Here is a 22,787-nt window from a genome sequence, read left to right as displayed (position 1 = left end):
TGTTCGACCACTGACAGTTTAAAGGCGAGGCTGTAGTCCCGCTGTGTACGCTTGATCCCTGATTCCAATTGACTCTCCTTCCAAGGGCGGAAAAAGTGTCAACCCATTTCAGGACGGGTCAAAGACAATAAAAAAGCCGTGGGATGTTTTCATCCACGGCTTTTTTTATGGTCCAAACGCGACGGTAATGCGATTACGTCAATTACTTCGACACCCAGCCCCAGAACATCAGCCACCATGCGCTATCGACCGCGGCCAGCGCCGCGACGAACCACACCATCGCGAGACCGCGCTGAACGAAGCTCTCGCTATAGCGGCGGGTGACCAGCCAGGCGAGCCAGGCGCTCCACAGGTTGGCGATCGCGAGAATGGCAATGCGCAGATCCGACGCCCACCACAACGGCACATGTTCCGCGCGCAGCAGCGACAGCGTGGTCGCCGACAGGCCGAGGAACACGCCCGCGCCGGCAATCGGAATCAGCCCTTGCGTCAAATGATGCAGACGCACGCTATTGAAACGCCCCAGCATGCGTGTTGCGCCCGTCAGCAGCACCAGCAGCGCGCTGCCGTAAACCAGCGCGGTGGCGAGAATGTAGCCGATCACCATAGTGCCGTCGAGCCACGAGAACACGTCGTTCTGCTCGGGGTAGTGCGTGAACAGGAACCACGGCGCGTTGGTGTCGAGCGGCCAGGTGATGTCGTGATCGACCAGCCACGTGGCGAAGAACATCTTCAGGTCGACGAACCAGCGCGAAGCGCTCCAGTGGAACGCGCCGATCGCGATGCCGAGCAGGCCGTACAGAATCAAGGCTGTGTCCCAAGGGTTCGCCTTCTTGTCGCCGAGCTGCACCACTTCCGACGACGGCGCACGCCACGTCAACGCAATCGCATCGCGATGCCCGCTGCAACGGCCGCACATATGGCAGTCCGCCGCGCCCTTCATATTGCGCAACGGCACGAGCGGCGCGCAATTGATCGGAATCACGCGATGCCCATGCTCGCCGTTCCTGTACGAACGGCGCCATGCGTCTTCATCGACTTTGTAGTGAAACGGCGCGAGGCGCGCCAGAAGCGAAAAAACCCCGTTGACGGGGCACAGATATTTGCACCAGACGCGCTTCTCGCGTCCGTACAGCAAGCCGATGATCATCGCCGCGAAGGTCGAGCCGCCGAGCACCAGCAGCACCGCCTTCGGATACTGATAAACGCTCACCATCTGGCCGTAGATGGTGGTGAGGCCGAACGCGACAAAGGGCCAGCCGCCCCAGCGCATCCAGCGCGGAATCGCCCAGCCGCGGCCATACTTGCTGGCGAACTCGGCGAGCGCGCCTTCCGGGCACAACACGCCGCACCATACGCGGCCGAGCATCACCATCGAGAGCAGCACGAACGGCCACCAGATGCCCCAGAACACGAACTGCGCGGCAAGCGTCAGGTTATTCCACAGATGCGCGGTGTCGCCCGGCAGCGGCATCACTGCCGGCACCAGAATCAAAAACGCGTACACCGCCACGACGACCCATTGAAGGCCGCGAATCAGCCCGCCGTGCCGCTGCATCCATTGACCGGCCGCGGCGAGGCGGCCCGGGCGCATCATGACTGTACTCACGCCGCACGCCCGGCGGCCTGCTGCGCCGGTTTGCGGTTCGCGCGACGCACCAGCAGATAGACGACCGCCCAGTACGCCGCGTAAGCGATCAGGTTCATCAGCGCAGGATGCGCGCGATAGCCGGTGAGCGTGGCGACCAGCGAACCGAAAGTGCTCGAATCGTCGAGGATCGTTGACGAATTCCACATCTGGTCAGCCAGCGTCGGCAGGATTTCCTTGTCGATCAGCTTGTCGACGCCGGTCTGGAACAGGCCCGCGCCGAGGAACAGCAGCATGATTTCGGTGACACGGAAAAAGAGCCGCCACGAGAAGAACTTGCCGCCCAGTTGCAATGCGTAGAAGGTCAGGAACGCGAGACCGAGGCCGATAAACACCGCGAGCATCTGGCCGCTGTCCACGTGACCCGACTGGCCGAATCCGAGGCCGTACAGGAAGATGACCGTTTCGCTGCCCTCACGCGCGATCGCCAGCGCGACCAGCAAGGCCACGCCCCACCAGTTCGAGTCGCGCGTGCTCTTTTGCAGCGACTGTTCCATGTCGCGCTTGAGCGACCGGCCGTGCTGCTTCATCCACAGCACCATCTGCACGATCAGCACGCAGGCGACCAGCACCATCGCGGTCTGGAAATAATCCTGCGCGTCGCCGGACAGCACCTCGGTAAAGCCGACCAGCGCCGCGCCGAGCGCGACCGCCGCGATTACGCCGGCCGCGACGCCGCCCCACAAGTACGGTAAACCGCGGCGCGCGTCATCGTCGCCATTCTTCAACCACGCGTACAGGATGCCGACGACCAGCAACGCCTCGACACTTTCCCGCCATACGATGAACAACACCTGACCCATTCAGCCCTCCGTCTACTGCAGTGGCGAACGCGCGATTCGACATGCGCTCGCGGCCCAATCCCTTACTTCGCGACGATCACGCCCTGCGCCTGCTGGTGAAAATCGTCGAAAAACTTGTACTCGCCCGCTTCCAGAGGCGCGATCACGACGAATGACTCCGCGCCCGGCGCCAGCACCTTTTCCTTGCGCAACTGAACGCTTTCGAACTCGGCCGCACCTTTGCCGGTATTGCGTATTTCGATCTTGATGCGCTGTCCCACGGGCACCTCGATACGTGCCGGATTCAGCTTGCCGTCGTTCATTTCCAGCTTGAAGGTCGGCAAATCGGCCGCGTGTGCGGCGCCGGCCAGCAACGCCATCGTGGCGAGGATCGCGATCTTTCGGTTGATTCTCATTAGCCCTTCCGGAGAATGCGGCGCCGAGAACCATCGCCCGCGCGCCGTCTGCTGCATTCATTCACTTACGCGATGACCACGCGGGGCTCCGCGTGGCAAACCGTGACAAACCAGACCGTGAAGATCCGCGGCGATCAGTAACCGCCCTTCTTGCCGATACCCGCGAACGTGAAGTCGTATTCGAGCGTGATCGGCTTGAACCACGAACCCACGCCGGTTTCCTTGTCGACGTGGCGGCCAAACGCCATATGGCCGGTTTGCATCGGCGCTTCGACGACCATCTTCAGGTGATACTTGCCCGGGCCTTGCAGCTTGACGTTGTCGCCGTAATGCGGACCGTCGTTCGCGACCATCGCCATCATGTCGCCCTTCTGAGTCTGATTCGAACCGGCTTTCGTCAGTTCGTAGCGCACTTGCAGGTACGGCATCCAGTCGCCTTCAGCGAAACCGGTCGGGTTGTTCTTGACTGCGTGGATATCGGCCTCGAGGTGAATATCCGAATCCGACGCCTTGCGCATCATCCCTTCGGGCTCCATCGTGATCGGCTGCAGATACACCGCGCCGATTTCCATGCCGCCTTGAATCTGATGCTTGCCGATCGGGTATTCCGCTGCCGTTGCCGACAGAGCCGCGACTGCGGCCACCGCTGCGGCGCCACCGCGCACAAATGAAGAAATCCGCATTGAAACTCCTTGTTTTTATCTGACTGGAACCGAAGCAATTGGAACAGTACGTTGCGTGTGTCTTGTCAGCGAACGCTGGCGCACTCGAACGAGCTGCAAGCGGACCCCGAACTGCATCTGCGAACCCGCATTTACGTCACCGCAATTTGGTAACCGCGATTTGGTAACCGAATTTTGGTAACGTTAATGCGAACCATTCTCAATATTGAGCGAGTTTATCATCGATCGACAGTGAGAACAAATGGGGAAGCACGCCGAGCCTTATGCGAGCAGGGGCTTAAGGCAGGCTTAAGGAAGCGCGTGTGGCCGTGTTCGGCGGGATGAGCGACGCCGCTCGACAGAGCGCGGCACACTGCCGCGCCCTGAGCGGACAGGAAGGTTTAGTCGATGCCTGGCACGTGATCGCCGACGTTCGCACCGAACACGCGTTGACGCAGCAACGCCAGTTGATCGCGGGTCTGCGCGGCCTTTTCGAACTCGAGATTTTTCGCGTGCTCCATCATTTGCTTTTCAAGACGCTTGAGCTCCTTGGCGAGCTGCTTCTCGGACATGTCCTCGAACTTCGCGCGGGTCTGCTGCTCTTTCAGCTCGGCGCGGGCGTCGTCGACGTTGTACACGCCGTCGATGATGTCGCGGATCCGCTTGACCACCCCGCGCGGCGTAATGCCGTTCGCGAGGTTGAAGGCGATCTGCCTGGCGCGCCGCCGTTCGGTTTCGTCGATGGCTCGGCGCATCGAATCGGTCACCTTATCGGCGTAGAGAATCGCCTTGCCGTTCACGTTGCGCGCTGCCCGGCCGATGGTCTGGATCAGTGAACGCTCGGCGCGCAGGAAGCCTTCCTTGTCGGCGTCGAGGATCGCGACCAGCGAAACTTCCGGGATATCCAGCCCTTCGCGCAGCAGGTTGATCCCGACCAGCACGTCGAAGGTGCCGAGGCGCAGATCACGGATGATTTCGACCCGCTCGACCGTGTCGATGTCGCTGTGCAGATAGCGCACCTTGACGCCGTGGTCGGCCAGAAATTCGGTGAGCTGTTCGGCCATCCGCTTGGTCAGCACGGTAACCAGCACGCGATCGCCGGCTTTGACGCGCTCGTTGATCTCGGCGAGCACGTCGTCGACCTGGCTGCGCGCCGGGCGCACCTCGATTTCCGGATCGACGAGGCCAGTCGGACGGACCAGCTGCTCGGCCACCTGCCCCGATGTCTTCTGCTCGTAATCGGCGGGCGTGGCCGACACGAACACCACCTGGCGCATCTTGCGCTCGAACTCGTTGAACTTGAGCGGCCGGTTATCGAGCGCCGACGGCAGACGAAAACCGTAATCCACCAGATTCTCTTTACGCGCGCGGTCGCCGTTGTACATGCCGTTCAGCTGACCGATCAGCACGTGCGATTCGTCGAGCAGCATCAGCGCGTCCGACGGCAGGTAATCGACCAGCGTGGGCGGCGGCTCGCCCGGTGCGGCGCCCGAGAAGTGCCGCGAGTAGTTCTCGATGCCCTTGCAGAAACCCAGTTCCTGGAGCATTTCCAGATCGAAGCGGGTGCGCTGTTCGAGCCGCTGCGCTTCGACCAGTTTGCCTTCGCCATAGAAGAATTCGAGCCGTTCGCGCAGTTCGCTCTTGATGGTTTCGACCGCGCGGACCACGGTGTCGCGTGGCGTCACATAGTGCGACGACGGATACACGGTGAAACGCGGAATCTTCTGCCGCACACGACCGGTGAGCGGATCGAACAGTTGCAGCGTCTCGACTTCGTCGTCGAACAGTTCGACGCGCACCGCCATTTCCGCGTGCTCCGCCGGAAAAATGTCGATCGTGTCGCCGCGCACACGGAACGAACTGCGCTGGAAGTCGGCTTCGTTGCGGTTGTACTGCATCGCGATCAGCCGCGCGATGATGTCGCGCTGGCCGAGCTTGTCGCCGGTGCGCAGCGTCAGAATCATCTGGTGGTATTCGGACGGATTGCCGATGCCGTAGATCGCAGAAACCGTCGCGACGATCACCACGTCGCGCCGCTCCATCAGGCTCTTGGTGGCCGACAGCCGCATCTGCTCGATGTGCTCGTTGATCGACGAATCCTTCTCGATGAACAGGTCGCGCTGCGGCACGTACGCTTCCGGCTGATAGTAGTCGTAGTACGAGACGAAGTATTCGACCGCATTGCGCGGGAAGAACTCGCGGAACTCCGAGTAAAGCTGGGCGGCAAGCGTCTTGTTCGGCGCGAACACGATCGCCGGACGGCCGAGCCGCGCGATGGTGTTGGCCATCGTGAAGGTTTTGCCGGAACCGGTCACGCCGAGCAGCGTCTGGAACGACAGACCGTCCTCGATGCCCTCCACGAGCGTGTCGATCGCCGTCGGCTGATCGCCGGCCGGCGGATACGGCTGGTAGAGCTGGAACGGCGAGTCTTCGAACGCAACGAATTTGGATTCGTCGAGCGTATCGTCGACTTCAGTCAGATGGTGTTCGGACATGTGGGCGGCACCGGGCCTTGGGCAAAAGACTATTCTAGCGGTTTGCGTGAGGGAGGGCTGAGCGGGTCTGCGTACGGTCTGCGTAGCGCGTTTGCGGGGTTCGCCGGGCTGTTCCGGGGCTCGCGGCCTGAGTCGCCGGCGCGGCACTCATTCGTCGCCGTGGCGCCTTTTGCCGGACGGCTGCCCGGCCGATTCGGCGTAGACCCGCCACAGCCACCTGGCGCCGGAGTGCCTGTTTTTCAAGCAAATAATTCGGTTTTGCGGCCTTTCTAGCCCGAAAAGTGCCTGCGGATTCGCTACAATGCCAAGTTGCGCTCGCTCGCCGCTGCCCGCCGCCCGTCTGCAATTTTCTGCCAGACATTCAAGCCGGGCCGCCCGCGCTCGAAGCCACCCCTCTTTTTACTACTGCTGCCCACCCATCATGTCTCTGTTCTCCGCCGTCGAACTTGCTCCCCGCGACCCGATTCTGGGCCTGAACGAAGCTTTCAACGCCGATGCGCGCGCCACCAAGGTCAACCTTGGCGTCGGCGTGTATTTCAATGAAGAAGGCAAGATTCCGCTGCTGCGCGCCGTGCGCGACGCGGAAAAGGCTCGTGTCGAAGCCGCGTTGCCGCGCGGCTATCTGCCGATCGAAGGCATCGCCGCCTACAACGCCGCCGTGCAGAAGTTGCTGCTCGGCAACGACTCGCCGCTGATCGCCGCGGGCCGCGTCGTGACGGCACAGGCACTGGGTGGCACGGGCGCGCTGAAAATCGGCGCCGACTTCCTGAAGCGTCTGAACCCGAACGCCAAGGTCGCGATCAGCGATCCGAGCTGGGAAAACCACCGTGCGCTGTTCGAAAGCGCCGGCTTCGAAGTCGCGTCGTACCCGTACTACGACGCGCACACCCACGGCGTGAACTTCGAAGGCATGCTGAGCGCGTTGAACAGCTATGCCGCGGGCACGGTCGTCGTGCTGCACGCGTGCTGCCATAACCCGACCGGCGTCGATCTGAGCGTCGAGCAATGGAAGCAGGTGGTCGAAGTCGTCAAGGCGCGTAACCTCGTGCCATTCCTCGATATCGCCTATCAAGGTTTCGGCGATAACATCGAATCGGACGCTGCAGCGGTGCGCCTGTTCGCTGCCGAGGAACTGAACGTGTTCGTGTCGTCGTCGTTCTCGAAGTCGTTCTCGCTGTACGGCGAGCGCGTCGGCGCACTGTCGATCATCACGGCAAGCAAGGAAGAAGCCGCCCGCGTGCTGTCGCAACTGAAGCGCGTGATCCGTACGAACTACTCGAACCCGCCGACGCACGGCGGCTCGGTGGTTGCAGCGGTGCTCGCCTCGCCCGAACTGCGCGGCACGTGGGAAACGGAACTCGCTGAAATGCGCGACCGTATCCGCGCAATGCGCAACGGTCTGGTCGAGCGCCTGAAGGCGAGCGGTGTGGATCGCGACTTCAGCTTCGTGAACGCGCAACGCGGCATGTTCTCGTACTCGGGTCTGACGGCGCCGCAAGTGGACCGTCTGCGCGAAGAGTTCGGCATCTATGCGGTGAGCACGGGCCGCATCTGCGTCGCTGCGCTGAACACGCGCAACCTCGACGCGGTGGCTAACGCGATCGCTCACGTGCTGAAGTAAAGCTTTCCAAAGCGCACGCGCCGATTCGCCGATTGCGTGTGCTTTGGCTGGAACTGATTGTAGAAACGGCGCCCTTCCTGAACTGCACCCCCGAAGCGTGGACGACTGTCCAACTCCTGGGGTGCAGTTCATTTCCCGGGCGCCGTTTTCATTTGCGGCTGGCATTTGCGGCTGACTACGGCTCTACCGCTTCAGCGCGTATCCCGATGAATATCGTGCGTGACGAAACCCGCATCGTTCTCGGGCATGTCCAGCCAATCGGGTTGCTCAAGCGAGCGCCGGATATCCTGCAAACCGCTTGCCCAGTGCTCACGCATCGTCGAAAGGCCGAACTGAAAGTCCTTGAAGTGCCCTTCGTATTCCTTCTGCCGATAGATGAGGTGGATCACGTTGTAGCGCTTCGAACACGATAGCTCGTCGGCCAGCTTGCACCACGGATCGTCTCGCTGATCGGCCGGCACACGGCCGAGTACCTCGCGCAATACATGCCGGAAACGCTGCGAGCGTTGCAACATGTCGGTCACGAGACGCGTGCGGCTCGAATACTGAATGTCCTTCACGCGCCCCTGGACGTCGGTGATGTTGTCCGGCACCGGCCCGATCGCGCTCCACAGATCGACCTGAAACGCGAGCGTGTCGCGGCGCGGCGTGGTCTGGATCACTTCGTAGAGCGGCGTGTTCGACATCAAGCCGCCGTCCCAATAGTACTGGCCGTCGATTTCAACCGCCGCAAAGCCCGGCGGCAACGCGCCCGACGCCATGAAATGCTCCGGCGTCAGTTTCGTATGCGTGTTATCGAAGTACGCAAAATTACCGGTGCCGCAATTCACCGCGCCGACCGACACGCGTATTTCGCCCGAATTGATCCGGTCGAAATCGCACAACGCTTCAAGTGTCGCTTTCAGCGGCGTGGTGTCATAGTAGCTGGCCATTTGCGGCGGCCCCGACACGGTGGGCAACGGCGGCGGGAAACGCGGCACGAAAAAGCCCTTCTGCCCTTCCACGATCGCGCTCATGGCCTGCGTCGCCGTGAAAGCTTTGCGCACGGCCTCGCTGGAGTTGAAGAATGCGCGCTCGATGAAGCCCGGCAGTGGCGGCCCGAAAGCCGGCTGACAGATCGTCTCCCAGAATTGCCGCAGCCGTTCTACGCGCCTGCCCGGCGGATTGCCGGCAATGATGGCCGTGTTCAACGCCCCGATCGAAATGCCGGCGAGCCAGTTCGGCTCGATGCCTGCTTCGTATAGACCCTGAAAGACACCAGCCTGATAGGCGCCCAGCGCACCGCCGCCCTGCAGCATCAGCGCGACGGTTTCGTAGTTGGGCAATTCGAGGTGCCGGCTGGGATGGACGGCGGCCGCAGGGCCGGCGCCCTCGCCATCCCCAGGCGCGCCGACGCGCGCCTGCTTGAGATTGCGTTGCGCCATGGGCGCCTCCTTATTGCATGTACCAGCCGTGGCTCACAATGAAGGACTGACCGGTCAGCGCCGCAGTTGGGAAAGTGGACAGGAACAGCACCGTCTGCGCGACGTCTTCCACCGTGGTGAAGATGCCGTCGACCGTGCCGCCCAGCATCACGCGCTTAACCACCTCTTCCTCGCTGATGCCGAGTTCCTTGGCTTGCTCGGGAATCTGCTTGTCGACCAGCGGAGTGCGCACGAAACCCGGGCACACGACGTGCGAGCGCACGTTGTGCTTCGCGCCTTCCTTCGCCAATACGCGCGACAAACCCAGCAATGCATGCTTGGCCGTTACATAGGCGGACTTCAGCGGCGACGCTTCGTGGGAATGGACCGAACCCATGTAGATCACAATACCGCCACGATCGTCCTTGTACATGTGTTTGAGCGCTGCCTTGGTGGTGAGGAATGCGCCGTCAACGTGGATCGCCTGCATCTTCTTCCAATCGGAAAACGAGTAGTTTTCGATCGGGTTGACGATCTGAATGCCGGCGTTGGAAATCAGAATATCGACCGAGCCGAGCTCGGCGGCGACCTTGTCGATCCCGTGGTTGACGGCATCTTCGTTGGTCACGTCCATCGCGACGCCGATCGCCTTGCCGCCGCCCGCTTTGATTTCTTCGGCGACGGCGTTCGCGCCGTCCTGGTTCAGGTCGGCAATCGCGACCGCGGCGCCCGCAGCGGAAAGCGTCAGCGCAATCTGCTTGCCGATGCCGCTCGCGGCGCCGGTAACCACAGCGACCTTGCCATTCAGATTCGTGTTCAGTGACGACATCCAGAACCTCCATGCAGTTGATGAGCAATGACACCACGAGCCGCAGGCGGCGTGAAGTCGGCCAGACGGCATAGTCCGTCCGGCCGGATGCTGCACTGCGGCCAACCCTGCTATTGTGCATGAACCGCGTGAAGCACATCTGGTAAACGCACATCGGGCTTTATCTCTTTAAACTGGACGTCTCAACGGGATTCCAGCGGCATCACTACCAAGGAGACATGCATGAATTATCGACGTCTGGGCCGTTCCGGCCTGCAAGTCAGCGAACTGTCCATTGGCTCATGGGTCACCTACGGCAATCAGGTCGACAGCCGTGCGGCGCGCGAATCGCTCGCCGCCGCGCGCGATGCGGGCGTCAACTTCTTCGACAACGCCGAGGTGTACGCCGGCGGTCAATCCGAAGAAATCATGGGTCAAGCGCTCAAGGAACTGGCATGGCCACGCGTGAGCTACGTGGTGTCGACGAAATTCTTCTGGGGTCTGGAAGAGGCGCCGAATCAGTACCACACGCTGAACCGCAAATATCTGCTGAACGCGATCGACGCCTCCCTCAAACGCCTGCAACTCGACTATGTCGATCTGGTGTTCTGTCATCGTCCTGACCCGAACACGCCGGTCGAAGAAACCGTCTGGGCGATGAGCGACATGATCGCGCGCGGCAAGGCGCTGTACTGGGGCACGTCGGAATGGAGCGCTGATGAAATCCGCGCCGCCTATGAGATTGCCGAGCGGCATCATCTGCACAAGCCTGTCATGGAACAGCCGCAGTACAACCTGTTCCACCGCAAACGCGTCGAGCAGGAATACAAACGCCTTTACGAGGACATCGGCCTCGGGCTGACAACCTGGAGCCCGCTCGCGTCCGGCCTCCTCACCGGCAAGTACCGCGACGGCGTACCCGCGGACAGCCGCGCGCAATTGCAAGGCTACGAGTGGCTGCGCAAGCAGGTGACCGACGCCGGCAAGAACGACGTGGTCGGCAAGCTCGGCGAAGTGGCCGACGAACTGGGCTGCACGGTCGGCCAACTGGCGATTGCGTGGATTCTGATGAATCCGCATGTGAGCACGGTCATCACCGGCGCGTCGCGAGTTGAGCAGATCGCCGAGAACATGGCCTCGGCGGAGGTTGCGGAGCGCATCACGCCGGAAGTAAAGCAGCGGATCGAGGAGATCATCGGCGACGCCTACAACTAGGACCACGCAGGATCAGGCAGGACCATGCGGCCGCCGGACCGCTCGAGCACGGCCCGCACAACATTCGAGCCGTGTCGCGCGGAACGCGCTAAGGTGTGCAACGCGGCGTCGCGTACAATACGCGACCGCGCCGCACACCGGTTGTGCCGCAGCATTGCATCCGCATCGCCGAATCCGCCCTGGACCGGCACGCCCTCTTTCAGCGTCTCCTCATCATGCTCAGCTACCGCCACGCCTTTCATGCAGGCAACCACGCCGACGTTCTGAAACACGCCGTCGTGTTGCAGCTACTGCGATACCTCGGCCAGAAGGACAAAGCCTACTGGTATATCGACACGCACGCGGGCGCCGGCGTTTATTCGCTGAAGGAAGGCTACGCGACCAAAACCGGCGAGTTCCAGACCGGCATCGCCAAACTGTGGGAACGCAACGACTTGCCACAGATCTTCGCCGATTACGTCGACGAAGTGAGCGCGCTGAATCCGGACGGTCAGTTGCGCTTCTATCCGGGCTCGCCGTACATCGCGTGGCGGCAGATGCGCGAGCAGGACCGCTTGCGTCTGTTCGAACTGCACACCACCGAAATCGACGTGCTGCGCCACAACTTTCGCGACGCAGGCCGTCGCGCAATGCTCTACGCGGGCGACGGCTTCGACGGCATTCTCGCGCTGCTGCCGCCGGCGCCGCGCCGCGCGCTGGTGCTGCTCGACCCGTCGTATGAAGACAAGCGCGACTACACGCGTACACTGCGCTGCGTCGAAGAGAGCCTGAAGCGCTTTCCGACCGGCACCTACGCGGTCTGGTACCCGCAGGTGAAGCGCCCCGAATCGCAGCGCTTTCCCGACCAGTTGAAGAAGCTGCAGGAACGCAACTGGCTGCATGTGAGCCTGACCGTCAGCAATCCGCCGGCCGACGGTTTCGGTCTGTTCGGAAGCGGCATGTTCATCCTGAATCCGCCGTACACGCTGGCTAAAACACTGAAAGAGCAACTGCCCTGGTTGGTCAATGCGCTCGGTCAGGACAAGGCGGCGCAGTTCAAGGTCGAATACCGCGGCGACTGATCTTTCTTGCAGGCAGTGCGCCGCCGCAGCGGTACGGCGCGCGGCCTGATGGCGAGCGGCTTGAACCGCTAAACCGCTTCTTAATTGAGTTGCGCCGCGGCCTTGCGAGCGAAGTCGTTGGTATAGGTTGCGTTCAGGTCGATCTTTTTCGGATCGAGCCGGTTATCGAACGACGACAGCGCGCGCAACGCGGTGGCCGGGCCGTCCGCGGGCATCAGGCCATCCGGCGAATAGGCGTCGCGTACGTTGTGGAAGGCTTCCACGTAAAGCGCCGAGTCGTTGAGCAGATAGGCCGGCGGCACCATCTTCAGCAGGTCGGCGTCGCACGCGTTCTGCAGCCAGTGGTCGGCGCGCACGATGGCGTTGGCGAGCGCCTGCGTCGTCTTCGGATACTTCTGAATGAAGCTCTCAGAGGCATATAGCGTCGCTGCCGGCATCGTCCCGCCGAATACCTCTTGCGTGCCCTTCACCGTGCGCGTGTCGACCAGCACCTTGATCGCACCGCTGTGCTGCAGCTTGGTCATCATCGGATCGACGTTGGACAGCGCGTCGATCTGACCGCCGCTTACCGCGGCCAGTACCGTCGCACCACTGCCCACACCGATCGCCGAAATCTCGTTGCGCTGCACGCCGGCCTTGCGCAAGGCCACGGTCAACACCAGATCGGTCGACGAACCCGGCGCGCTCACGCCGACTTTCGCGCCCTTGAAGTCCGCCAGCGTTTTGATCTGATCGGCCTTCGACTTCACCACCGCAACGACGATCTGCGGCGCGCGGCCCATCAACGCGAATGCGCGGTAGTGCTGACCTTTCGCCTGCATGAACAGCGTGTGCTCGAATGCGCCGGCGCCTACGTCGGCGCTGCCACCCACTACCGCCTCCAGGGCCTTTGATCCGCCCGCGAAATCTTCGAGGGTGACGTCGAGCCCTTCGTCCTTGAAGTATCCCAACTGCTGCGCGGCGAGCACCGGCAAATAGTAAAGACCCGGCAAGCCGCCGACGGCCATCGTCAGCGTGGATTTTTCCGGTGTGTCCTTGGCAAGCGCAACGCCGGGGAGCGTGACGAGCGCGATCAGCGTGGCGCAGACGCCGGCGGCACGCCGCATCCAGTGAGTAAGCATGTCGATGTCTCCTTGTTCTGTTTTCGTTCGATGCGGCGGCGCAGCGCAATGTGCATGGCCCACATCGTCAGCGAGAAACCACGCAACGATTGTCATCGGACGGCTTCGCCCGCGCCATGCGCCGAAACCCGAATGGCCCCATACCATGCCCGTGATCCGAAGGCGCGCGTTGACGCGTGGCGGCGCCGCCCAAGGCTCGCCGCTCGGAACCGCCCGGAACGTTAACGGATCACAGCGGAACTACAGAGGAGCATCGCGCGAAAGACGCTTATTGCGGATGTAACGCCGGGCGAGGCTGTGATTGTGGCTGAGCCTGTGGTTGCGACTGCGAGGCTGCCCCGCCGACAGGCAACTGGATGTACGGCGCAACAACGATCGGCATCGACGAATTCGGCGCCAGTTCGGTTGGCGCAGCGATTGGTTGTGCATCGACGATCCGCTGCCGCGAAAGCGGCGCGGTTTGCAGCACGGTGCCGCTTTGGCCGTCACTAATGCCGCTCTGCGTGTCGAGAATCAGCGGCTTGCCGCCATTGCTCGACGCGGCGAAAGTTGCCGGTACTGCGAGAACCGTTGTCAGCGATGCCGCGATGGCGGTAGCCAGAATGGAGTGGAGCGAGCGAGCAGGAAGCATGAGCGGACCGGATAAGTTTTGAGAATGCCGGATTGCGCAAAAAACGCTTTACCTTACCGCGGTGGCAACCTTCAGGCTAGTCGATATTGGCCTGCCGACGCATGTCGAGCACAGATTGCCCGCAATCCGGGAAGCCCAGATGTGACAAAGCCCCGTTTATACGGGGCTCAACGCTGTATTGCTATGGCGCGCAACATGCGCTGCCGGGTCAAACTTCGATGCCCGCGCTGCTTACAACGAGTAGCCGCTGGTTTCGAGCGAGCGGATGCGTTGCTCAAGCTGAACGATGTCCGACGACGAGGCCAGATAGGCTTCACGACGGCTACGTTCTGCGGTTTCAAACCAGATGCTCAGCTTTTCAAGAAGGTATGCAAACATGATGTTCTCCAAGGATCAGATTGAATCCCCGGTGAATTCTGCATCAGGGATTTCCCGTAAAAGGGTTAACCCGGATTATAGTCTTCTGGTGCAACCTGGCTAGTGAAATGCCCGCATGGCGTGCATTCCGTTTTGGAATGGTGCACGTGAATGGTGCACCTAAGTTTTTGATTTTACGAGAGGTATTGCAGATCTTTCGATGCAGACGGAGTTATCCGCACCAAAACCGCACAATGCCGGTGCATACATGTGACAGGTTGCAACAAATGTCTCGTTTGGGTTGCACCGCATCCCCCTTAAATCGGATGACAACCCTTCCCCGATACCAGATCCGTATCTGCAAGCCGCTCGATAATCGGGCAGTCCGGACGCTCGTCGCCGTGACAATGATCGGCCAGATGCGCCAATGTGTCGCGCATATCCGTGAGTTCGGCGATGCGGCGATCCAGATCCGCGACGTGTTCGAGCGCAATCGCCTTAACTTCGGCACTGGCGCGCGATCGATCGTGCCACAGCGCCAGCAGCCGGCGAATGTCTTCGACCAGAAAACCGAGCCGGCGCGCCTGCCGGATGAAACGCAGCGAATGCACCTCCTGCGCTCCATAGACGCGATAGCCGGCGCTCGTGCGCGCCTTTGCTGCCAGCAAGCCGACGCTTTCATAGTAGCGAATCATTTTCGCCGTGACGCCCGACGCGCGGGCCGCTTCACCAATGTTCATGACTGTTTCCCCAATATGTGCGTCGATCGTACACCTTCCCATAATGGGAAGGTCAGCCACTCAAGTGCGCATCGGCAGGCATAATTCAACCATCGCAACATTCATTTTTCCGAGGCAATCCAGATGACGATCGAATTCCAGGTAGAAGGCATGAGCTGTCAGCATTGCGTGGCGGCGGTCACCCGGGCGATCCGTGAACACGACGGAGCCGCGCAGGTGCAGGTCGATCTGGCAACCGGCCGCGTGGCGGTCGAATCGACGCAGCCGGCCGAAACGCTGAAGGCCGCCATCGACGAGGCCGGTTACACGGTCACGAACGTGGCTAGCGGCGCTGCCCGCTAAGGCGAGCTCCTGTCATGTTCAAAGTTGCAGTCATTGGTGCGTCCGGTCTGCTTGGCCGCGCGCTCGTCGGTGAACTGGCGCTTCAAACCGGCTGGCAAGTTGTCGCCACGGCATTCAGCCGGCCCGGCCCGAATACGGTCGCGCTCGATATTCGCGACGCGCAGGCGGTCGAGCAGTTTGTCGAACGCGAAGCGCCGGACGCGCTCGTGATTGCGGCGGCGGAGCGTCGTCCGGATGTGTGCGAGCGCGATCCGGCGCTCGCCCGTGCGCTGAACGTCGATGCCGTGCGCACCCTGGCCGCGGCGGCCAAACGGCGCGGCGCATGGACGCTGTCGATCTCCACCGACTACGTGTTCGACGGCGCCCACCCGCCTTACCAGCATGATTCCGAACCCGCGCCGCTCAATGCCTATGGGCGCAGCAAGCTCGAAGGCGAGCGAGCGCTTGCGGAGACGACCGATCTCGCTTGCGTGCTGCGTTTACCGCTGCTGTTTGGGCCGATCGTCAGTTGGGCAGAATCGGCGGTGACGAGTCTCGTGCCGGCGATCGCCGCGTCGGCTTCGCTCAATGGCGAGGCTGCCGTCATGGATGCCTGGGCGATCCGTTATCCGACTTTCACGCCGGACGTCGCGTTCGTGATCCGGCAAATGCTCGAACGGCATGCGCATGGTCAAGCAGTGCGCGGCATCGTGCAATGGTCGGGCGACGAACCGATGACCAAATACGAGATCGCCCTGCGTCTTGCCGAAGCGCTGCAACTCGATGCGCAACTGACGCCGCAGCACACGCCCACCGACGCGACGCCGCGTCCGCATAACTGCCACCTTGCTTCGAGCCGGCTCGAGGCGCTCGGCATTGGCCGCCGCACGCCGTTCGACACCGCGATCCGGCAGGTGCTGGCCCGCTTTCCATGGCGAGGCGATGCAGGCGATAAGCCGGCCTAGCATCTGGCATGCAACGTCAGCTGCGGCGAGCCGGCGTCAATGAAAATCGCGGCTCGCCGTGGCCAGTTCGCCGAGCAATTCGCTGCGATCTTCGAGTCGATGTGCGACCAGGTGAATCACCTCGCCTTGGTGCTTCTGTTTCGCCCTGCCCGCTTTATCGACGTTCGCCACGTTGCCGGCGCTGTCGCCGCCGGTAGCGACACCGTCGTCACGCTGCAAGACGCCGTACACCGCCAGCAACGATGAACCCAGCAACACCTTGCGCTGCTGTTCCACCAGCGACGGCCAGACGATCACATTGATCGAGCCGGTTTCGTCTTCAATGGAAACGAACACGGTGCCGTTCGCCGTTCCCGGCCGCTGCCGTACGGTGACGATGCCGCATGCGCGCGCCAGCGTGCCGTGCCGACACGCGGCGAGTTCGGCCGCCGTGCGAAAACGCTGCTGGGCAAGACGCGCGCGCAAGAGCGCGAGCGGGTGACGATTGAGCGTAAGGCCAAGGCTCGCGTAGTCGTCGACGATCTCGCGGCTTTCGGCAGCCTGCGGCAACGCCAGCGGCGCTTCGGCGATCGGCGCATCGCGCAGCAGCCTGGGCACCGTATGCTGCGCGGTCACCGCCCACCACGCTTCGCGCCGATGGCCCGCAATGCTGACCAGTGCATTCGCAGCGGCAAGCGCTTCGAGATCGCGGCGCGTCAATGCCGCGCGGCGCGCCAGATCGTCGACATCGGTAAACTGCGCGTCGCTGCGAGCCGCCATGATGCGTTCCGCGGCCGTCTGCGAAAGGCCTTTGATCAGATGCATGCCGATGCGCACAGCGGGCCCTTTCGCTCCATAAGTGTTCGGCGGCTGAAATACGCGCGCAGTCAGCCGTTGTGCCGCGCACCGGACAGTTCGGCTCAGGGCAAAGCGCGGCAGCGCCAGATCGCGCAACTGCTGCGCGGATAGTACGGCCTGCTGACGATGCAAACAGGTTTCGGCCGCTGAAATTCGCTGCCCCTGCTGCTGCGGAGCGTTTCTTTCGAAGGTCGATTCCCAGTCGCTCAGCGTCACGTCGGGTGGCAATACTGTGACGCCGTGACGCTTCGCGTCCTGCACGAGCTGCGACGGCGAATAGAAACCCAACGGCTGACTGTTCAGCAAGCCTGCCAGAAAAGCGGCCGGTTCATAACGCTTCAGCCACGCACTGAGATAAACGAGCAACGCGAAGCTCGCTGCATGGCTTTCCGGAAAGCCGTACTCGCCGAAACCTTCGATCTGCTTGCAGATGCGGTTGATAAACCCGGGTTCATAACCTCGCTTGAGCATGCGCTCGGTCAAATCCTTCTGATATTTCGCCAGATTGCCGGTGCGCCGCCACGCGGCCATCGCGCGCCGCAACTGGTCGGCCTGCTCACCGGTGTATTCCGCCGCAACCATCGCGAGGTGCATCACCTGCTCCTGGAAAATCGGCACGCCGAGCGTGCGCTGGAGCACCGGCCGCAATTCATCCTTGGCGTAGTCCTCCGCCTCGAGACCCTGCTTGCGGCGCAGATATGGATGCACCATGCCGCCCTGAATCGGCCCTGGCCGCACGATCGCGACTTCGATCACGAGGTCGTAGTATTTGTTCGGCTTCAACCGCGGCAACATGCTTTGCTGCGCGCGCGATTCGATCTGGAACACGCCAATCGTGTCGGCATGGCCGCACATCTCGTAGACGGCCCGATCCTCGCGCGGAATATCCTGCACTCTGAATTCCGGGAAGCCGCGCCGCAACGCGACGAATTCCAGCGCGCGCCGGATTGCCGACAACATGCCGAGCGCCAGCACGTCGACTTTCAGCAGCTTGAGCGCATCGATATCGTCTTTGTCCCACTCGATCACGCTGCGGTCTTTCATCGTCGCGTTCTCGATCGGCACGAGCCGCGACAGCTTGTCTTTCGCGATCACAAAGCCGCCGACGTGTTGCGACAGATGACGCGGAAAATTGCGCAACTCTTTAGTGAGGCGAATCAGATTCTGCGTGATGTGCGAGCTGGCATCGAAGCCTGCTTCGGCCAGATATTTGGCGACCGCATCCGTGCCGTCCCACCATTGCTGTGATTTACTGATCCGCTCGATCAACGACGCTTCGAGCCCCAACGCCTTGCCGACGTCTTTCAGCGCGCTGCGCGCGTGATACGTGATCAGCGATGCGGTCAGCGCCGCGCGATGACGACCGTATTTCCCGTAGATATACTGAATCACCTCTTCCCGGCGCTGGTGTTCGAAATCGACGTCGATATCAGGCGGCTCGTTACGCGCGCGCGAGATAAACCGTTCGATCAGCATGTTCATTTGCACCGGATCGATTTCCGTTACATGCAGGCAATAACATATGATCGAATTCGCTGCCGAACCCCGCCCCTGACACAGTATGTTTCTGGAGCGCGCGAAGCTCACGATATCGTGTACCGTCAGGAAATACTTTTCGTATTTCAGCTCGGCGATTAGCATCAGCTCTTTCTCGATCTGATGGATTCGTTTGAGATCCATGCCGTTCGGCCAGCGCTCCATTGCGCCGGCCATCACCAGTTTGCGCAGATAGCTCGATGGCGATTCGCCAGCGGGAACCAGTTCCTCCGGATACTCGTACTTGAGTTCATCGAGCGAGAATCGGCATCGGGCTGCGATACGCAGCGTTTCTTCGAGCGTATCGCGCGGATACAGTTTGCCGAGACGCACGCGCGTACGCATATGCCGCTCGGCATTCGCCTCGAGTGCATGACCGCAAGCCGATAGCGGCGTGACCAGGCCGATTGCGGTCATGGTGTCCTGCAGCGGTTTGCGCGAGCGCACATGCATCAGGACGCCACCCGCAGCAACCAGAGGCAAACCGCTGGCCTTTGAAATCATCCGCAATGCGTCGATCTGAAGGTCGTCGCTGCCGGTTTGCCAGAGTTCGAGCGCAATCCATGCACGCTGCGGTGCGAACGAGGCGAGCCAATGCGCGCAGCGCAGTGTGTGCGCGAGCGTCGCCGCGCGCTGCGGCACGAGAATCAGGATGCAATCGGGCAACGTCTTGAGATGCTCGAGATGCTGTAGCGAATCGGTGAAGTCGGACGGGCTGAGGCGATAGCTGCCCTTGTCCGCGCGCGAGCGAGCCAGCGTGATCAGTTCGGAAAGGTTGCCGTAACCGTTGCGGTTGGTTGCCAGCGCAACCAGTGTGCAGAACGATTCGCCTTGCACGCCGGTCAGGTTGAGTTCGCTGCCGATGATCAGGTGAGGAATCGGATTGAGCGCTTCTTCAGCTTCCTCTTCAGTTTCTGAAGGCTCCCTGGTTTCCGAGGGCGTTCGTGCCTGCGCAGCTTGCGCTTTCTCCTCGCGCTCTTTCTGTTTGCGCTCGCGCTCTTGCGTCATTTCTCTCACCGCGGTGTGCGCACGCACGACTCCCGCCAGCGAGCATTCGTCGGTGATCGCGAGCGCGCTGTAGCCGCGCGACATCGCCTGCTCGACCAGCTCGTGCGGGTGCGAGGCGCCGCGCAGAAAGGAGAAATTGGTCAGGCAATGCAATTCTGCATACGCCGGCAACTGGGCCGCAAGCGCCTGCTCCGATGAAAATGGAAACCGGGAAGTCGCCATGATGGTACTCAGCCGAACAAGCCCTGCAAATACCACTCGCCGCTAAGACGTTCTCGATACACCCAGAACATGTAACCGCGATCGTCGGCCGCGACGTAATAATCCCGCTCGATGCGATTGCCGTCCCACCACCCCGCTTCAATCCGCTCGGTACGGGTGAGCATTCTCAGCGGCCGACGATAGATCGGCCGCTGCTCGCGCATCATCAGTCGCAGTGGCTTGTCGAGCATCCAGACAGGACGAGGTTGCGACGGCAACGCGCTGTCGGGCAGATCGAGCGGGACCTGTGCATTGTCCGGTTTCGACGCAGACGTATGGCTGCCTGTATCGCCGGCCATTTCAGCCTGCCATCGCGTCATGTTTGCCGATCGCGTCACCGCATCGCCATCTGCGTGATTTTCTTCAGGCGCCGCATGTTGCAACTCATCCGTCAGCCAGGTTCTATCCGCTTTGATCTTCACCCTGGTTTTGGCAGGCGAACGCTTCTTGCGTGAAAACGCCTGTGCCTGGTATGGATCGATACGCATTGCCCGCTCAGGCCGATGATCGTCCTGCACAGACATCTGCAACACGTTCTCCGGTCCCAATCGCGCGCTCAGGCGTTCGAGCAGACGCGCAATCGAATCACCGTCGGTCTCCGGCATCGGAAACAAGGTGTCCGATTGCCCCGCATACTCGCCAATCTGATCCGCGATCAGCTTCAACTCGATCACCGGCGCCACCAGTACGGTCTGATTCAACTTTTCGCGCAACAGCCAGATCAGATGTTCGGCATCGCGCGACGGTACGGCCCACGCGACCGCCAGACTCGACGTCTTCGGCGCATGACGAGAAGCCAATTCATGCTCGAGCAATAGCGTGTAGCCATTGAGTGCCGCATGATGCGCGCTCAGCCAGCCGGCCAGTTGCACGATCAGCCGGCGCGCGGCAAACAGCAGCGCGTCGGCGTTATCGACCCGCGACGGCAACTCCAGCTGCGCATGAAACGACGCCGGCGCACGAAACGATTCGCGCGGATCCGGACGCGTGCCATACGCTTGCGCCAGCAGATCCAGAATGCCGCTGCCGAAACGCCGCACGACGCCCGCCCGTGGCAACTGACGCAAATCGGCCAGCGTAGCGCAGCCGATTTGCGTTAACGCATCGCGATGCGCCTGTTCAACTGGCAGCAACGACACGGATAATCGGTCGAGGACACGCGCAAGCGAAGTCTCCTTCACTACATGCCAGCAATGCCCCTGACAATTGGCGCGCGCTTGCGCCAGCAGCCACGCACCCCAGGCGGTCGGCGCACACGCGATGCGCGTCGTATAGCCGAACTCAGCCGCCGTGGCCGACGCTCGCGACAACAACACGCGCAAGCCGCCGAATAATCTCAAACCGGAGCCGACTTCCAGCAGCAACGTGTGCGCGTGAGCGAGCGATACTTTCGGTGTGTACATCAGCAAGGCAAGCGCCATCGCTTCGAATGCCTGAGTTTCACGGGTGCTATCTGCGGCAAGCATTTTGAGACCTGGTGCCAACGCCAATGCATAAGAGCGCGAATGACCGGCACGCACACCGGCGCGCAATGCTGCGAAATCGGGCAGCAGAATGTGTGCGTGATCGGCCAGCGCATAACAATGCTCGCCGCCGACATCTTCGCTGGCGAGAGGTTGGCTTGCATCGCCGCGCGGCTCAGGCTGATTCGGCTTCGCGGGCGAACCATCCGGAAACGGCACGAGAGGCTTCACCGCTTCCAGCGACAAGAGTGGCAATGTGACTGCGATCCACAACATGATTGATCTCTCGTCCTTGATTGCTGCCGGCTTCGTTCTCCGGCAACACGACGTCTTGCAACGGCAAAATGAGGCGCAGGGGTTCTGCTAGCGGCGGGCCTCGACGCTTGAAGATATCGATCGACATACCGATCTCCCGCAACCATTGACGACGGTTGATCGTCTGCGCATTAGCCGGCAGAAGTGGCTCGCAGATCATTCGCAATGGTGCCGGCGAGGATTGCGTGGCGGCTTCAACGGGGCGAATCAAAAATGCCAGCGATGCCGATTCCTGAGCCGCCACCTGGAGACGCCGAACCTTATCGGCGCGCGCATTCGGCAGCCACACCAGTACCGCGCCGATGCCATCCTGCTTCAATGCTTGAGTGGCGACCCACAGGGACTGATCCTCCCCCGAGCGCACCCATACGACGCGCCCGACATCGACACCCCACGCCCTCAACGCCGCGGCGCAGGGCTGATAAGACGGCGCCACGAGCATGACGTGTCGTTCGGCTTGCATCGTGAGATGCCGAAGCGTGTGGGCAAGCAGGCGTACTTCTCCCACGCCACCATGTTCGATCAATATCTCCGTCAAGCCACCTGCCGACCAGCCTTGTCCCGGCAGTAGCTGATCCAGCGCGGCGTAGCCGCTGGAAATTACCTGCGAGTCCGCCTCGGCAAGCTCATTACCCTTCCACACCTGACGCCGCAATTGCGACGACAGTGCGGTTGCCGCAAGCCGAATTGCTGCTGCCATAGACACGCTCTTTCAATGGATAACACTTCACCCCACCCGGCATCGGGTCAGCATCAGGCGACAGATTTTCACTGTATATTTATACAGTATTTTGAGGATGATGTTAAGACGGGACGACGCTGCCCAGCGCGTACAGAGAGACCTTGAGGGGCACGATGCGAGAGGCGATGAAACTCACGCGACTTGTCGTTTGCAGGTTTTATGCTGCGCGGCGATTGCTGTTTCTGGCGCTGCGGCTGCGCATGGGGCAAGCCGGATCGGGCTGCTGCGGCGGAGGGACCCGGGGAGGCTGCCGCATGGGCGGTAGGCAGCAGGCGTACGGCGATGGACGGCCTTGCTGTGTTGCCGTTTTCCGCGCCGTGCAGTTTGTCTGGCCAGCTGGATGTCAACGGCGACGCCGGGTTTTATCGCCGTAAACGCA

At 61.7% G+C, this 22,787-nt stretch carries 19 protein-coding genes; 5 read left to right on the top strand and 14 right to left on the bottom strand.

Annotation, left to right across the window (positions count from 1 at the left end; all coding sequences use genetic code 11):
* Positions 1-202 precede the first annotated feature (202 nt).
* The 5 genes from DLM46_RS37700 to uvrB all read right to left on the bottom strand — a co-directional run bounded on the left by DLM46_RS37700 (position 203) and on the right by uvrB (position 6,003).
* Positions 203-1,609 carry a 4Fe-4S binding protein gene (locus tag DLM46_RS37700; RefSeq protein ID WP_115109838.1) on the bottom strand — a complete coding sequence of 469 codons (1,407 nt, stop codon included), beginning with the start codon at positions 1,607-1,609 and terminating at the stop codon, positions 203-205.
* A complete protein-coding gene (locus tag DLM46_RS37695; protein WP_115109837.1) occupies positions 1,606-2,451 on the bottom strand; it encodes an FTR1 family iron permease in 846 nt (281 codons plus the stop codon). The genes DLM46_RS37700 and DLM46_RS37695 overlap by 4 nt, the downstream gene beginning before the upstream one ends.
* A 62-nt stretch (positions 2,452-2,513) precedes the next feature.
* Positions 2,514-2,846, bottom strand: coding sequence for a cupredoxin domain-containing protein (locus DLM46_RS37690; RefSeq protein WP_115109836.1), 333 nt, complete (start codon positions 2,844-2,846; stop codon positions 2,514-2,516).
* Positions 2,847-2,980: 134 nt separating this feature from the next.
* Positions 2,981-3,529 carry an iron transporter gene (locus DLM46_RS37685; protein ID WP_115109835.1) on the bottom strand — a complete coding sequence of 183 codons (549 nt, stop codon included), beginning with the start codon at positions 3,527-3,529 and terminating at the stop codon, positions 2,981-2,983.
* Positions 3,530-3,909: 380 nt separating this feature from the next.
* On the bottom strand, positions 3,910-6,003 hold the full coding sequence (gene uvrB / locus DLM46_RS37680; protein WP_115109834.1) for an excinuclease ABC subunit UvrB: 2,094 nt from the start codon (positions 6,001-6,003) through the stop codon (positions 3,910-3,912).
* Between the two features lie 421 nt (positions 6,004-6,424).
* Here uvrB and DLM46_RS37675 point away from each other — a divergent pair, with 421 nt between their 5' ends.
* Entirely contained in the window at positions 6,425-7,624 is a 1,200-nt protein-coding gene (locus DLM46_RS37675; RefSeq protein ID WP_115109833.1) for an amino acid aminotransferase, read from the top strand.
* Between the two features lie 191 nt (positions 7,625-7,815).
* Here DLM46_RS37675 and DLM46_RS37670 read toward each other — a convergent pair whose 3' ends face one another.
* Positions 7,816-9,048 (bottom strand): DUF3734 domain-containing protein, encoded by a 1,233-nt coding sequence (locus tag DLM46_RS37670; protein WP_115109832.1) that lies wholly within the window; start codon positions 9,046-9,048, stop codon positions 7,816-7,818.
* Between the two features lie 10 nt (positions 9,049-9,058).
* Positions 9,059-9,856: a 3-hydroxybutyrate dehydrogenase gene (locus DLM46_RS37665; protein ID WP_115109831.1), complete on the bottom strand. Its 798-nt coding sequence runs from the start codon at positions 9,854-9,856 to the stop codon at positions 9,059-9,061.
* Between the two features lie 222 nt (positions 9,857-10,078).
* Between DLM46_RS37665 and DLM46_RS37660 the strand changes: the two genes are divergently transcribed.
* Positions 10,079-11,050, top strand: a complete 972-nt coding sequence (locus DLM46_RS37660; RefSeq protein ID WP_115109830.1) for a potassium channel beta subunit family protein — start codon at positions 10,079-10,081, stop codon at positions 11,048-11,050.
* Positions 11,051-11,265: 215 nt separating this feature from the next.
* Positions 11,266-12,111: a 23S rRNA (adenine(2030)-N(6))-methyltransferase RlmJ gene (locus DLM46_RS37655; protein ID WP_115109841.1), complete on the top strand. Its 846-nt coding sequence runs from the start codon at positions 11,266-11,268 to the stop codon at positions 12,109-12,111.
* An 80-nt stretch (positions 12,112-12,191) separates the two neighbouring features.
* Here DLM46_RS37655 and DLM46_RS37650 read toward each other — a convergent pair whose 3' ends face one another.
* The 4 genes from DLM46_RS37650 to cueR form a co-directional block, all read right to left on the bottom strand.
* Positions 12,192-13,232 carry an ABC transporter substrate-binding protein gene (locus tag DLM46_RS37650; RefSeq protein ID WP_115109840.1) on the bottom strand — a complete coding sequence of 347 codons (1,041 nt, stop codon included), beginning with the start codon at positions 13,230-13,232 and terminating at the stop codon, positions 12,192-12,194.
* A gap of 268 nt (positions 13,233-13,500) precedes the next feature.
* Complete coding sequence (locus tag DLM46_RS37645; protein ID WP_115109829.1) at positions 13,501-13,863, bottom strand: hypothetical protein; 363 nt, start codon at positions 13,861-13,863, stop codon at positions 13,501-13,503.
* Between the two features lie 231 nt (positions 13,864-14,094).
* Positions 14,095-14,241: a DUF3563 family protein gene (locus DLM46_RS37640; RefSeq protein WP_115109828.1), complete on the bottom strand. Its 147-nt coding sequence runs from the start codon at positions 14,239-14,241 to the stop codon at positions 14,095-14,097.
* Positions 14,242-14,537: 296 nt separating this feature from the next.
* Positions 14,538-14,960, bottom strand: coding sequence for a Cu(I)-responsive transcriptional regulator (gene cueR, locus DLM46_RS37635; RefSeq protein ID WP_115109827.1), 423 nt, complete (start codon positions 14,958-14,960; stop codon positions 14,538-14,540).
* A gap of 123 nt (positions 14,961-15,083) precedes the next feature.
* Between cueR and DLM46_RS37630 the strand changes: the two genes are divergently transcribed.
* On the top strand, positions 15,084-15,302 hold the full coding sequence (locus tag DLM46_RS37630; protein ID WP_115109826.1) for a heavy-metal-associated domain-containing protein: 219 nt from the start codon (positions 15,084-15,086) through the stop codon (positions 15,300-15,302).
* Positions 15,303-15,316: 14 nt separating this feature from the next.
* Positions 15,317-16,246 carry a dTDP-4-dehydrorhamnose reductase family protein gene (locus DLM46_RS37625; protein WP_115109825.1) on the top strand — a complete coding sequence of 310 codons (930 nt, stop codon included), beginning with the start codon at positions 15,317-15,319 and terminating at the stop codon, positions 16,244-16,246.
* Positions 16,247-16,282: 36 nt separating this feature from the next.
* On the opposite strand, the gene DLM46_RS37620 is transcribed toward DLM46_RS37625, so the two are convergent.
* Genes DLM46_RS37620 through imuA form a run of 3 tightly spaced genes read right to left on the bottom strand, consistent with a single transcriptional unit; the run spans position 16,283 to position 22,366 of the window.
* On the bottom strand, positions 16,283-19,849 hold the full coding sequence (locus DLM46_RS37620) for an error-prone DNA polymerase (protein ID WP_115109823.1): 3,567 nt from the start codon (positions 19,847-19,849) through the stop codon (positions 16,283-16,285).
* 8 nt (positions 19,850-19,857) lie between these two features.
* A complete protein-coding gene (locus tag DLM46_RS37615) occupies positions 19,858-21,627 on the bottom strand; it encodes a Y-family DNA polymerase (RefSeq protein WP_115109821.1) in 1,770 nt (589 codons plus the stop codon).
* Complete coding sequence (gene imuA, locus DLM46_RS37610) at positions 21,527-22,366, bottom strand: translesion DNA synthesis-associated protein ImuA (RefSeq protein WP_115109839.1); 840 nt, start codon at positions 22,364-22,366, stop codon at positions 21,527-21,529. The genes DLM46_RS37615 and imuA overlap by 101 nt, the downstream gene beginning before the upstream one ends.
* Between the last annotated feature and the right edge of the window lie 421 nt (positions 22,367-22,787).

This window comes from Paraburkholderia lacunae, from assembly GCF_003353175.1.
GTDB classification, from domain to species: Bacteria; Pseudomonadota; Gammaproteobacteria; order Burkholderiales; family Burkholderiaceae; genus Paraburkholderia; species Paraburkholderia lacunae.
Note: the sequence above shows the minus strand (reverse complement) of the source record. Positions and strands in the feature narration are given on the sequence as shown.